This window comes from Bartonella sp. AP1QHHD (genome assembly GCF_042196265.1).
Taxonomy (GTDB): Bacteria; Pseudomonadota; Alphaproteobacteria; order Rhizobiales; family Rhizobiaceae; genus Bartonella.
This window is the reverse complement of the sequence record NZ_JBHIPW010000073.1, coordinates 43398-56450: the sequence shown is the minus strand read 5'-3', so window position 1 is coordinate 56450 and position 13053 is coordinate 43398. Positions and strand designations below refer to the sequence as shown.

Here is a 13053-nt window from a genome sequence, read left to right as displayed (position 1 = left end):
GAGGTCTTCCCATGATCAACGTGACCAATCGTACCAATATTAACATGCGGTTTTGTTCGTTCAAACTTGCTCTTCGCCATTGCTATTAATCTCTTGTTTTATTCCCTAATTTTTATTAGCACCTAGGGACAGTTCTGCAAAACTTAAGTCTGACCAGACTGTAAACAGCCCAATCACCACAACTCTTAGACGGAAAACCCCACCAAATCTATAAATGGAATATCCTCCATCATACCTATTTGCCCAATCATCAACAACCATTTGGAGCGGGTAGCGGGAATCGAACCCGCATATTCAGCTTGGAAGGCTGCTGCTCTACCATTGAGCTATACCCGCATGACCCACGTACTAACTCTCCTTCGATGAATGGTGGAGGGGGTTGGATTCGAACCAACGTAGCATACGCAACGGATTTACAGTCCGCCCCCTTTAACCACTCGGGCACCCCTCCATTACACCGATAAAGTCGCGCAATGAGACATCACGACAACCATCTTGAATACCCATTCAATTCAATCTGATTGCGAAGTGGTTATGACGATTACTATTGTATCTGTCAACAGAATAAATACAATTCTGTACAAATTTCCTGCTCATAATTTTAAATTATAGATTTTTTCTCTCTATTTTTCTTATTAACACGTTATAAAGAAGCTATGAAAAAAAAAACATCACAAAATTCTCATTATGCTCGTTTGCGTCGCCGATATCGCGATACAAAAGGCTCTCCTTCTCGATCTTTTACACACCCAAAGAAGAAAGCTGCTTCTTTACAGCAAGAGATCATCCATCTTTATGGCATTCATTCTGTTCAGGCTGCTTTAGAAAACCCAAAAAGAATTTTAAAATGTCTTTACGTTACACAAAATGCCTTAAAACGATTAAATATATCCGAATCAGATTATCCTTGCTCTGTTACATTATGCACCCCCAAATATCTTGATTCGCTTGTTGGAAGTGAGGCTGTTCATCAAGGTATTGTTTTGGAAACTCTCCCCCTCAAACCATGCAAACTGTCGCAACTAACCAATACTGATCTGGTCATTGTCATGGATCAAATTACCGATCCACATAATGTTGGTGCTATTATGCGCTCTGCAGTTGCATTGAAAGCTAAAGCACTTATTACAACTTGCCGTCACTCTCCCCACGAAAGCGGTGTTCTTGCGAAAGCGGCATCTGGAGCTCTGGAAATGATTCATTATATTACCGTACGAAACCTTGCTGAAGCTCTTCAAGAACTTCATCAAACAGGTTTTACAAGCTTTGGTCTCGATTCAGAAGGTGACCAACCTCTAGAAACAGCATTAACAGGGAATAAAATTGCTCTTGTTTTAGGAGCAGAAGGTAAAGGTTTACGTAAAAAAACACGCGAAACCGTTTGCGCTTTAACACGCCTTGACATGCCTGGAAATATTAAATCATTAAATGTTTCAAATGCAGCAACAATAGCTCTTTATGTGGCACATCAATATCTTAGATTCTAGTTTTTAATTTTTTGTGAAACATCAAAAAAACCAACCAACAAAAAACCCGCAAAAAACCCGCCAATATGAGCTTCCCATGCTATTGAGATGCCATTTTCTTCAAACAAAATAGAAGAAATACCTATGATCAAATCAGTCGTCAGCCATACACTCATATAAACAAGAACCCCCTTAGAACACAGAGCTTTTTTGACAGATAATAAAGATCCCAAAAGTTTTTCGTTCTGCACATTGACAGCTAGATTACCACTAGGAAAACCGTAACGTGCAATAGCCCCCATCATTCCAGATACGGCACCTGACGCCCCAATAAGTGATATGGTACTTTCTTGATGAAATGTAAAATAAGTCAAAACAGAAATAACTGCCGTTAACACCCAAAAAATTAAAAAACGTAAAACACCAAAATGCCTTGCTAAAGGGGAGCCGAAAACCAAAAGCCAAACCATATTAAGAGCAACATGTTTAAAACTACTATGCATAAATGAATAACTCACCATGGTATAACAAAATGCTACAGGATCCCTCTTAAACAATGCTGGTATAAATGAAAAAAACTCAAGGCTTTCAACATAAACCTGATGAGAAAAAAAATACTGAGAAATGCAATAAAGACAAAAACAAAATGCTATCAAAACAACTATAATAAATGGAACATTCAATAAGGGTTCTTTAGGTTGTTTCGGCAATCGGGAAACATCATTATGTTGGTGACTAGAAACTTTCATTGTATAAAATCTCGTATTTTTTAGAAAATGGGGTATTCTTTATACAAAATAAATATACCATTCCCAGTGATGCAGAATCTTCTCAACGCCTCTTCGAAGCCTTTTTTAAATTTTCAATAGCTCTACATGAAAACACGTGTATTTTATACAAAAGATTTTAAAAAGCATGGATATCAAGAATATGATTTACAAACTTAGCGGTATCCTGCTTACTTAAATGTGAAGTTACCATGCAATATACAAGAATTTACGAATAGACAAACTCACTTATGAGGTGGTGTATAATAAAAATATATAAACATTATTTTCTTACTAGAAATATATTGATTATTGCATTCTTTAACCAAGCTATACTTCGATTGATAAACTTTAAAGAATCTTAAATCTCAATTTTTCCATTAATATGTCCTGCATTGCTTCTACGCTTTGAACGAAAAACGACATCTCTATGAGAAAAAATACCAATACAGCGTTCTCTAGATATACTAATTGGTGTTTCATGATGAATTACTTACTTGATAGTCTGTTTCCTTCATACATGCAAAAGCGTCAGTTCATCTCTTTAACAAATATAAACAAGCCTTTCATTTCAACCTTTAACAGATATAATTCAAGAACTGTCTCTTATGAAGCACTGAAAAAATATGTTGATTCTAATGATGCATCTTTGAATTTAAACAGTTCATGACGGAATTTTTTATTCCTTTCTTAGACAGTCTTATTGATACATCCGCCACTTGTAACGTGCAAGAGAATAGTCCGGATTAATTCAATATAAAAAATTTAAATGAGGCAATCATAGGAATTTGAACCTTCCTATTAAGTTGCAAAATGATAAAGGACCATTATAAACCAATGAATTATAAATAGATAACACACTAATTATTGAAGAGGACGATCTTGAGAATTCTGTTTGCAATCTTTTAACCACACATCATAAATAGGATGCTCAACAGCGTTCAAACCAGGACTATCTGCAAACATCCATCCTGTAAAAATACGCCGTATTTTTTTATCTAATGTTACTTCATTGACTTCAATAAAACCAGTTGTACGCGTGGGTTCATCTTTAGAGCTCGTATAACACGCACGTGGTGTTACCTGTAATGCGCCGTACTGATAAATTTTACCAAGAGTAACTTCAAAACGTGTAGTCCGTCCCGTGATTTTGTCAAGACCTGCAAAAACAGCAATTCCATTGCTAATACGCTCAGCCCGCACCCCATTATTTAAGGATAAAAACACTAAAATTCCCATAAAAAAAATATAAAAAAAATGCCTCACCCCTAACAATAAAAAAAATTTCATCATATCAAAATCAATCGCACCTTAAAAAATAATTCTTTTCATAACATAGAGTCAAATAAGACAAAAATACACACGCACATTAAAACATGTTATTTTTTAGGTGACCACGCATCATAATCTTCATGCACACAAGAACGCTCTCCATTGGAGGTGATAGCCCCCTTTGGTCGATAGCCCTCACTTGTTCCTGTCATATTTGCAACATGAGGCTTTTCCCATTCATAAGGATGATAATCCTCTTGTGTTGGTGGACACTCACAGCGATGATGAATCCAGCCGTGCCAACCTGGTGGAATAGTAGAGGCCTCAGAATAGTCTTTATAGATAACCCAACGGTGCGGATAACCATCCTTATGAAGTCCTCCTTCATAATATATATTTCCAAATTGATCTTCCCCTATCCGCTTACCTTTGCGCCATGTGAAAAAACGCGTACCAATGGTATTGCCATTCCACCATGTGAAGATTTGCTTAAAAAAACGAGCCATCTGCTATTCCATTCATTTAGTGCGTTCATGAAATTAATCGTTGGAATAAAATTATTAACGATTGAAATTATCGAAAAAGTTACTAGTAAATTCAACTACAATTCCAATTGATAGGTTAACGTACTATCCTTTAATTTCAAGAAGATATCATATGTATGGCTTCTTCTCCACCCCATAAAATTTAATCTATGCCAAGTTTCATCTTAACCAATTCATTAACAGCTTGGGGATTTGCCTTACCACCTGTTGCTTTCATTACCTGTCCAACAAACCAACCAGCTAAAGCAGGTTTGTGCTTTGCTTGCGCAACTTTATCAGAATTATTGGCAACGATCTCATCAACAGCTCTTTCAATAGCCTTTGTATCCGTTACCTGCTTCATATTTCGTTCTTCTACAATTTGGCGTGCATCTCCCCCCTCATTCCAAATAATCTCAAAAAGATCTTTGGCAATTTTTCCAGAAATAACTCCTTCTTTTATAAGATCAATAATGCTTCCCAATTGATTTGGCGATACTGGTGACTCTTCAATCTCACGATTATCTTTATTTAAAGCCCCTAAAAGGTCGTTAATCACCCAATTGGCAACTATTTTTCCATCACGCCCACGCGCTACTTCTTCAAAATAATCAGCAATAGCCTTTTCTGTCACAAGAATGGAAGCATCATACACTGTCAATCCCATTTCTTTAACAAAACGTGCTTTTATAGCGTCAGGCAACTCTGGTAAGTCTGCTGCCAAAGCATCCACAAATGCTTGATCAAATTCTAACGGTAAAAGATCAGGATCAGGAAAATAACGATAGTCATGCGCTTCTTCCTTTGAGCGCATAGAGCGCGTTTCACCTTTAGCGGCATCAAAAAGCCGAGTCTCTTGATCTATGACGCCTCCATCTTCTAAAATTGCAATCTGACGACGCGCTTCATATTCAATTGCTTGACCAATAAAGCGAATAGAATTAACGTTTTTAATTTCACAGCGCGTTCCAAAATCTTCACCAGGACGACGAACAGATACATTGACATCTGCACGCATAGAACCTTCATCCATATTGCCATCGCAAGTGCCCAAATAACGAACAATCGTACGCAATTTTGTCATATAGGCTTTGGCTTCATCTGATGAGCGCATATCAGGCTTGGAAACAATTTCCATAAGAGCAACACCAGAACGATTCAGATCTACAAAAGACATTGTTGGATGTTGATCGTGCATCGATTTTCCAGCATCCTGTTCAAGATGCAACCTCTCAATTCCCACTTCAATATCCTCAAATTGTCCATTCGAATCCGGACCAACAGATATAATAATCTTTCCCTCTCCTACAATGGGATAGCGAAATTGAGAAATCTGATACCCCTGCGGTAAATCTGGATAAAAATAGTTTTTGCGATCAAAAACAGATTTTAAATTAATATGCGCCTTTAATCCTAACCCCATTCGAACCGCTTGACGAACACATTCTTGATTAAGAACAGGCAACATACCTGGCATGGCTGCATCAATAAGTGATACATGATTGTTCGGCTCTGCACCAAATTTGGTTGATGCTCCTGAAAAAAGTTTCGAATTTGATATGATTTGCGCATGAACTTCCATGCCAATGATGACTTCCCAATCACCTGTAACTCCAGAAATAAAACGCTTAGAATCAGGAGTACGCGTATCAATGATGCTCATTGCCAATCCACTACCAATATTTTAAAATTCACTCATGGCTTATCTAAAACCATTCTCTCAGTGCAATCCTAGGATATAAATCTTACAACACAAGCCCGATTTTATCGGGCTTGTGTTGTTTGCATAAATATTAAGCTTTTTTAGGAGCCTTTTTCTTAGCTGGTTTTTTCTCTGTAGACGTTTCTTTCACTGCAGACTTTTTCTTTGCCGGCTTTTCTTCAGGGACATCTGATTCGTCATATTCTTTCATCAACTCTTCAACCGTCACTTCTTTATCTGTGACTTTTATCTGTGCTAATAAATGATCAATGACCTTTTCTTCAAAAATCGGAGCACGTAGATTTTCAACAGCTTCCGGAGTCTTACGGAAAAAATCCATAATCTCTTTCTCTTGTCCAGGATACTGGCGAACCTGATCAAAAACGGCTGCTTTTAGCTCATCTTCACTAACTTTAACACCAACCTTCATTCCAATTTCAGAAAGCACCAAACCAAGACGAACACGACGCTGCGCAAGGACACGATATTCCTCCCGTGCCTTTTCTTCTGTAATACCTTCATCTTCAAAACTGCGCCCAGCCTTTTTCAAATCATCATTAACCTGAGCCCATATATTGTTAAACTCAACCTCTAAAAGTTCTTCAGGAATCTCAAAATTATAATCAGCATCTAAAGCATCAAGAATTTGACGCTTAACTTTTTGACGTGTCACTGAACCATATTGGCTTTCAATCTGCCCACGAACGACCTCACGTAAGCGATCTAGAGACTCTAAACCAACTTTTTGCGCTGCTTCATCATCAATTTTTAATTCATCTGGTTTAAAGACAGCTTTGACAGTAATGTCAAACTCTGCTTCCCGTCCCGCCAAATGTGCCGCACTGTAATTATCAGGAAATTTAACAAAAATCGTTTTTACATCCCCAGCTTTCACACCAACCAATTGCTCTTCAAAACCAGGAATAAATTGTTTTGACCCAAGAATCAGTTGTGCATCACTATCTGCCCCACCTTCAAATGGAACGCCTTCAAGCTTACCTTGATAATCTATAGTAATACGATCACCTTCTTCAGAATTCCCCTCTTTTAGGGAATAATTACGCGTAGAAGAAAGGACGCGATTGACTTGATCATCAATATCCTGTTCAGGAATAGTTGCAATTTCACGGATAACCTTAATATGTTCAAAATCTTTAATGTCAATTTTTGGTAAAACTTCATACTTTAAACTAAAAGTAAAATCAGCTTTGCCATCTAGAATTTTTTCATCTTCATCTATATCAATTTTTGGCTGCATCGCTGCACGTTCATTGCGGTCTGCTAAAATAGAACGGGGTGCATCACTGAGTATCTCATTGAGAATCTCAGCCATAAAGGATTTACCATACATTTTTCGCAAATGCCCACTAGGCACTTTACCGGGACGAAAACCATTAAGCTTGATTTTTCCCTTGGTATCATCCAATCGTTCATTCAACTTTTCTTCTAAATCTTTCGCTGGAACCACGATCTTAATTTCGCGCTTCAGTCCTTCATTAAGCGTCTCGGTAACCTGCATTAAACACCTTCATTTTTCTAAGGAGAGGGATCAACCCACTCTAATAATCATTACATTCTAACACTTCGAGTGTTACATTTACCATGAAGCGGAATTTCAGACACGTAGAAATCCGTAGCACTTAAGGGATTGCTTTGGTGCGGATGGAGGGACTCGAACCCCCACGGTCTCCCGCCAGAACCTAAATCTGGTGCGTCTACCAATTTCGCCACATCCGCTCAAACTTACAAGCTAATAACCTTATACAAGCGGCGTTTCTATACCATTAATTACAGAAAAAAAGCAAACAAATATATTAAAAAAAAACAAAATCTATGCTTTTCATACATAACTGCTTACGCTAAAAGTCAATTATGTTAAAGACATTTGATATCCCAATTCATATCATCGGTGGCGGTCTTGCGGGGTGTGAAGCAAGCTGGCAAATCGCTCAGTCAGGAATTTCTGTTGTTTTGCATGAAATGCGACCCGAAAAAAAATCAGATGCCCATAAAACCGATAAATTGGCAGAACTGGTTTGTTCAAATTCGTTTCGTTGCGATGATTCATTAACCAATGCCGTAGGGCTTTTACATGCTGAAATGCGATTAGCAAAATCGTTAATTATGAAAGCTGCTGATGCCAACAAAGTTCCCGCAGGTAGTGCTCTTGCTGTTGACCGTGATGGATTTTCAAAAACCGTTACGACAGCACTTGAAAATCACCCTCTTATAACAATCAAACGTGAAGAAGTTCAAGAAATTCCTAAAGCTTGGAAACATGTTGTCATTGCAACAGGCCCCCTTACATCGCCTGCACTTGCTCAAAAATTACAAGCAATAACCGGTATAAAAGCTCTTTCTTTTTTTGATGCAATTGCGCCTATTATCCATACCGACAGTATTGATATCAACATTTGTTGGTATCAGTCTCGCTATGATAAAATTGGTCCTGAGGGAACAGGAAAAGATTATCTTAATTGTCCCCTCAACAAAGAACAATATGAAACATTCGTTGAAGAGTTAAAAAATGCTGAAAAAACAGAGTTTCGTGACTTTGAAAAAACGCCCTATTTTGATGGATGCCTCCCCATTGAAATTATGGCTGAGCGCGGACTTGAAACGTTAAGACATGGTCCTATGAAACCTATGGGCTTAACTAATGCCCATAACCCTACAGTTAAACCCTATGCTGTCGTTCAATTACGCCAAGATAATAAACTTGGAACGCTTTATAATATGGTCGGCTTTCAAACAAAACTGAAATATGGTGAACAAATTCGTATTTTTAGAATGATTCCAGGTCTTGAAAAAGCAGAGTTTGCGCGTCTTGGTGGTCTTCACCGCAATACCTACCTCAACTCGCCAATTATTCTTGATCAAACCCTTCGTTTAAAACAAAAAAAACAACTACGCTTTGCAGGGCAAATTACCGGATGTGAAGGTTATGTAGAATCAGCGGCAATAGGGCTTCTTGCTGGACGTTTTGCTGCTGCCGAATATCATCATATTTCCCCTTGCCTACCCCCACAAACTACAGCATTCGGAGCCCTTTTGAATCATATTACAGGGGGACACATCATAGATGAAAAAGCAGAAACACAATCTTTTCAGCCAATGAATATCAATTTCGGACTCTTTCCGCCTATTGCTTCTATTAAACATTCAGGAAAACGCTTACCAAGTAAAGAAAAAAAATTAGTAAAAAAACAAGCCATAACAGCGAGAGCTCTCAATGATTGTACTCAGTGGTTAGCAAATAAAGAATCAAAGAGCTCCTGTTTATAAAAAACACACGATTCGCCTCTCTCCTACTGAATAGATCTTTATGACTCTCGTGAAAAAATCATTCTAAAGCCTTTTAAAGACTGTCTCCCCCAATCAATAAATACTACCCTACGTTTCATCATTTATTCAATTATGTAGATGCTGTAAAATAACTTTTGGCTATAAAAAACTTTACCGCTATCAACAATTTAATATGATTTAATGACTAAATACAAAATAATTATATAAATATATTATGAATAATCAAAATAAATAAATGGAAAATACACAAGTAATACTGTACTATCTTTATTAATAGTTTTTATATTACGTAATGTATATTATTTTATAAGAGTAATTTTTCTGTTTTGTAACTTCCTCCCTCAAAATTTGTGATGTTCTCTCATTTTAACTCTTGTATGATGAAGGAAAAATACTCGCTTGCATATCACAAGTGAAATAAAGATATGGAAAAAATATTTGTAGGATAGAGCTGGAGCTATCTCTCCCCTCTCAAATGCCAAGAAAAATCCCAATATTAAAAACCAAATCTGAATATCATAAGATTCTTTCATTTAAGACTCTCTAATAAATCAATAAAAATTATCCTCTTGGTGCGTCACAAGAAAGGTTGGCGTATAAGAGTAAAAGAATAAAACTATCCCTTATGCACTCGTCTCAGATATCTGGGGCTAGTCGCAACATTATAGGAACTGAGAAAAATAGATAGCACGGTGGCACCAACATGCGCTTTTATTAAGCGTAAATGGTGATATATAATAACTTTTATGGACTTTACAGAGTTTTCCGCTTCATATTATTTACGGATCTTGTTTTGAAATAAATACCGTAACACTTCAGCGTAATAAAAGTTAATATTACATTTTATAAGCCATACCCGCGCTCAATTAATACAGTGCAATATTTTATTGAAAAGACTAAAACAATATATTTCCACCAATACATGAAAATAAAAAATATCGCAAGGATCTCAAAGTTTTATGTGAAAAACAAGCATAACACATGTGTTAAAAAAAAACCCGCTTATAAATAAATCGGGTTTTTTTAATGTAGCTTAAATTATTTTTTATTAACTGCTTCTTTAAGGCTTTTTCCTGCAGAAAATTTGGGTACAGAACGTGCTGGAATATCGATTTCAGCACCAGTTGAAGGATTACGCCCCTTTGTTGCAGCACGATGAGAAACTTCAAAAGTGCCAAAACCTGGAAGACGAACATCTCCCCCTGAAGCCAAAGCTTCTGTTACAGAAGCCATAAAAGCATCAACAACAGCACCAGCTTGCGCTTTCGAAACACCTGCCTTTTCAGCAACGGAGCTAACGAATTCACTTTTATTCATAAAATATTTCCTTTCCCTATATTACCTGAACATGACTTAATCATGTTTGGTCAGTTTATTGAAAAGTACAGCAAACAGAAGTCTTATTTTTATCCAAAACATTGTTTTTTTAGCAATAATCACAGTTATTCACGGAATTTTTCACTTTTTCCAACAAAAAACAGAATAATAACCTCAACAACACCTTCTACCACCTAAAAAATGCCGTTATAAATGAGATAAGTGAATCAGTGCGCAATCTGTATTCCTTCACTATCACTGCTCTCTGACCGGATTGGCACAGCCCCTGTAGAGGGTTCTTTCCATTCAATAGTGTCTGGAAAACGAACCAAAGCGTGTTTCAAAACTTCACTCACATGATTTACCGGAATAATTTCCATATTATTTTTGACATCATCAGGAATATCAACCAAATCTTTTGCATTTTCTTCAGGAATAAGTACTTTTTTTATCCCTCCTCGAAGAGCTGCTAAGAGTTTTTCTTTTAATCCACCAATGGGTAAAACGCGTCCACGTAAAGTAATTTCACCAGTCATTGCAATATCTTTATGCACAGCTACTCCTGTAAGAACCGAAACAATTGCTGTCACCATTGCAATCCCAGCCGATGGGCCATCTTTTGGTGTCGCACCCTCTGGAACATGAACATGGATATCGCGTTTTTCAAAAAGTGGAGGTTCAATACCAAAATCAACAGCACGAGAACGTACATAAGATGCTGCCGCTGAAATGGACTCTTTCATAATATCACGTAAATTTCCAGTTACAGTCATCTTCCCTTTGCCGGGCATCATAACTCCTTCAATGGTCAATAACTCTCCACCGACTTCTGTCCACGCAAGACCTGTTACAACACCAATTTGATTTTCTCCTTCAATCTGATTGTAATGATAACGTTTAACACCCAAGAAATCATGAATATTACTTTCTGTAACTTTTACAGATTTTTGATGTGTTTTGAGAATTTTTGTAACGGATTTGCGGGAAATTTTCATGAGTTCACGTTCAAGGTTACGAACGCCTGCCTCACGTGTATAAAACTGAATAATTGACCTTAGTGCTCCATCAGAAATACTGAGTTCTTTTTTAGATAAACAGTGATCTTTTAGTGCCTTTGGTAAAAGATGCTGTTTAACAATTTCCATTTTCTCACATTCAGTATAACCAGCGATACGAATAATTTCCATACGATCCATTAACGGACCTGGAATATTAAGCGTATTGGCAGTTGTGATAAACATGACATCAGAAAGATCATATTCAACTTCCAAATAGTGATCAATGAATGTACCATTTTGTTCAGGATCAAGAACTTCTAATAAAGCGGATGAAGGATCACCACGAAAATCTTGGCCCATTTTATCAATTTCATCAAGCAAGAAAAGCGGATTAGATTTTTTTGCTTTTTTCATAGACTGAATAATTTTTCCAGGCATCGAGCCAATATATGTTCGGCGATGTCCACGAATTTCTGCTTCATCTCGGACACCTCCCAATGAGATACGAACATACTCACGTCCCGTTGCCTTTGCAATAGAGCGCGCTAATGATGTTTTCCCTACACCTGGAGGACCTAACAAACAAATAATGGGACCTTTTATCTTTGACGCGCGACTTTGTACGGCCAAATATTCAATAATTCGCTCCTTAACTTTTTCAAGACCAAAATGTTCATTATTCATGACCTTTTCAGCAAAATCTAAATTGTTTTTAATCTTAGATTTTTTACCCCAAGGCATTGCTAATAACCAATCAAGATAGTTACGTACAACTGTCGCTTCTGCAGACATAGGAGACATATTCCGTAATTTTCTCAATTCTGCTCCAGCTTTCTCCTGTGCTTCCTTGGATAGTTTTGTATTCTTGATACGTTCTTCTAATTCAGAGAGTTCATCTCGGCTATCATCACCTGCTCCTAACTCTTTTTGAATAGCCTTCATCTGCTCATTGAGATAATATTCTCGTTGGTTTTTTTCCATTTGCCGTTTAACATGCGAACGAATACGTTTTTCAACCTGCAAAACAGAAATTTCTCCTTCCATGAAGGACAAAACACGTTCAAGACGGGACCGCACAGGTAAGAGCTCTAATATTTCCTGTTTTTCTGCAAGTTTAATCATCAAATGAGAAGCAATCGTATCGGCAAGCTTAGAAGGATTATCAAGCTGGCCAATCGCATTCACAACTTCAGGAGAGATTTTTTTATTAAGCTTTACATAGTTTTCAAAATAAGCAATCACTGACCTTGAAAGAGCTTCAATCTCAACATCACTCTCTCTAGGTTCTTCTGTAACAGTTGCAAAAGCCTGATGATAACCTTCACTTAAAGCAAATTGACTAATTTTTGCACGTGCAGTTCCTTCGACTAAAACCTTTACAGTACCATCAGGAAGCTTTAAAAGTTGAAGAATATTAGCAAATGTACCAATATGATAAATATCCTCTGATTTTGGATCGTCATCAGAAGCATTTTTTTGTGTCACCAATAGTATTTGCTTATCAACCGCCATCGTTTCTTCAAGAGCACGAATTGATTTTTCGCGGCCCACAAAAAGTGGAACAATCATATGGGGGAAGACAACAATATCACGAAGAGGTAAAACAGCATAAACCCCATCTCTTACTTCATCTGTCTTTTCATCAATATATTGCATAACTCTCCTTTCTGGAGCCTATGAGCTATCTACAACAATTAGCCC

General features: G+C 37.2%; 9 protein-coding genes, 3 tRNA genes and 1 pseudogene. 2 read left to right on the top strand and 11 right to left on the bottom strand.

Features of this window, described 5'->3' with window-relative positions:
- The 3 genes and pseudogenes from ACFIME_RS06960 to ACFIME_RS06950 all read right to left on the bottom strand — a co-directional run.
- Window positions 1-80: pseudogene (locus ACFIME_RS06960) on the bottom strand (elongation factor Tu); the annotation flags it as partial.
- Between the two features lie 182 nt (window positions 81-262).
- Window positions 263-336: transfer RNA gene (locus ACFIME_RS06955), tRNA-Gly, on the bottom strand.
- A gap of 31 nt (window positions 337-367) precedes the next feature.
- Window positions 368-451 (bottom strand) — tRNA-Tyr (locus ACFIME_RS06950).
- Window positions 452-656: 205 nt separating this feature from the next.
- On the opposite strand from ACFIME_RS06950, the gene ACFIME_RS06945 reads away from it, so the two are divergent.
- Window positions 657-1487 (top strand): TrmH family RNA methyltransferase, encoded by an 831-nt coding sequence (locus ACFIME_RS06945; protein ID WP_375684702.1) that lies wholly within the window; start codon window positions 657-659, stop codon window positions 1485-1487.
- Here ACFIME_RS06945 and ACFIME_RS06940 read toward each other — a convergent pair.
- The 6 genes from ACFIME_RS06940 to ACFIME_RS06915 form a co-directional block, all read right to left on the bottom strand.
- A complete protein-coding gene (locus ACFIME_RS06940) occupies window positions 1484-2215 on the bottom strand; it encodes a rhomboid family intramembrane serine protease (RefSeq protein ID WP_375633062.1) in 732 nt (243 codons plus the stop codon). The genes ACFIME_RS06945 and ACFIME_RS06940 overlap by 4 nt on opposite strands.
- A gap of 882 nt (window positions 2216-3097) precedes the next feature.
- On the bottom strand, window positions 3098-3523 hold the full coding sequence (locus tag ACFIME_RS06935) for a DUF2155 domain-containing protein (protein ID WP_375684703.1): 426 nt from the start codon (window positions 3521-3523) through the stop codon (window positions 3098-3100).
- A gap of 89 nt (window positions 3524-3612) precedes the next feature.
- Window positions 3613-4011 carry an NADH:ubiquinone oxidoreductase subunit NDUFA12 gene (locus ACFIME_RS06930; RefSeq protein ID WP_375612891.1) on the bottom strand — a complete coding sequence of 133 codons (399 nt, stop codon included), beginning with the start codon at window positions 4009-4011 and terminating at the stop codon, window positions 3613-3615.
- Between the two features lie 181 nt (window positions 4012-4192).
- Complete coding sequence (gatB, locus tag ACFIME_RS06925; RefSeq protein WP_375633066.1) at window positions 4193-5692, bottom strand: Asp-tRNA(Asn)/Glu-tRNA(Gln) amidotransferase subunit GatB; 1500 nt, start codon at window positions 5690-5692, stop codon at window positions 4193-4195.
- A gap of 130 nt (window positions 5693-5822) precedes the next feature.
- Window positions 5823-7250, bottom strand: coding sequence for a trigger factor (gene tig, locus ACFIME_RS06920; protein WP_375684701.1), 1428 nt, complete (start codon window positions 7248-7250; stop codon window positions 5823-5825).
- 135 nt (window positions 7251-7385) lie between these two features.
- Window positions 7386-7468, bottom strand: a tRNA-Leu gene (locus ACFIME_RS06915).
- 135 nt (window positions 7469-7603) lie between these two features.
- On the opposite strand from ACFIME_RS06915, the gene trmFO reads away from it, so the two are divergent.
- The gene (gene trmFO, locus ACFIME_RS06910) at window positions 7604-9016 is read left to right on the top strand and encodes a methylenetetrahydrofolate--tRNA-(uracil(54)-C(5))-methyltransferase (FADH(2)-oxidizing) TrmFO (RefSeq protein ID WP_375633070.1); all 1413 of its coding nucleotides are present in this window, start codon (window positions 7604-7606) and stop codon (window positions 9014-9016) included.
- A 1059-nt stretch (window positions 9017-10075) separates the two neighbouring features.
- Here trmFO and ACFIME_RS06905 read toward each other — a convergent pair.
- Together ACFIME_RS06905 and lon are read right to left on the bottom strand one after the other, a co-directional pair.
- Entirely contained in the window at window positions 10076-10354 is a 279-nt protein-coding gene (locus tag ACFIME_RS06905; protein ID WP_375611283.1) for an HU family DNA-binding protein, read from the bottom strand.
- A 227-nt stretch (window positions 10355-10581) separates the two neighbouring features.
- The gene (gene lon, locus ACFIME_RS06900; RefSeq protein WP_375617701.1) at window positions 10582-13008 is read right to left on the bottom strand and encodes an endopeptidase La; all 2427 of its coding nucleotides are present in this window, start codon (window positions 13006-13008) and stop codon (window positions 10582-10584) included.
- Between the last annotated feature and the right edge of the window lie 45 nt (window positions 13009-13053).

Excerpts from the sequence above, each read along its gene's own strand:
- ACFIME_RS06945 (WP_375684702.1), top strand. The coding sequence starts at position 657 with ATGAAAAAAAAAACATCACAAAATTCTCATTATGCTCGTTTGCGTCGC.
- ACFIME_RS06940 (WP_375633062.1), bottom strand. The coding sequence starts at position 2,215 with ATGAAAGTTTCTAGTCACCAACATAATGATGTTTCCCGATTGCCGAAA.
- ACFIME_RS06935 (WP_375684703.1), bottom strand. The coding sequence starts at position 3,523 with ATGAAATTTTTTTTATTGTTAGGGGTGAGGCATTTTTTTTATATTTTT.
- ACFIME_RS06930 (WP_375612891.1), bottom strand. The coding sequence starts at position 4,011 with ATGGCTCGTTTTTTTAAGCAAATCTTCACATGGTGGAATGGCAATACC.
- gatB (WP_375633066.1), bottom strand. The coding sequence starts at position 5,692 with ATGAGCATCATTGATACGCGTACTCCTGATTCTAAGCGTTTTATTTCT.
- tig (WP_375684701.1), bottom strand. The coding sequence starts at position 7,250 with ATGCAGGTTACCGAGACGCTTAATGAAGGACTGAAGCGCGAAATTAAG.
- trmFO (WP_375633070.1), top strand. The coding sequence starts at position 7,604 with ATGTTAAAGACATTTGATATCCCAATTCATATCATCGGTGGCGGTCTT.
- ACFIME_RS06905 (WP_375611283.1), bottom strand. The coding sequence starts at position 10,354 with ATGAATAAAAGTGAATTCGTTAGCTCCGTTGCTGAAAAGGCAGGTGTT.
- lon (WP_375617701.1), bottom strand. The coding sequence starts at position 13,008 with ATGCAATATATTGATGAAAAGACAGATGAAGTAAGAGATGGGGTTTAT.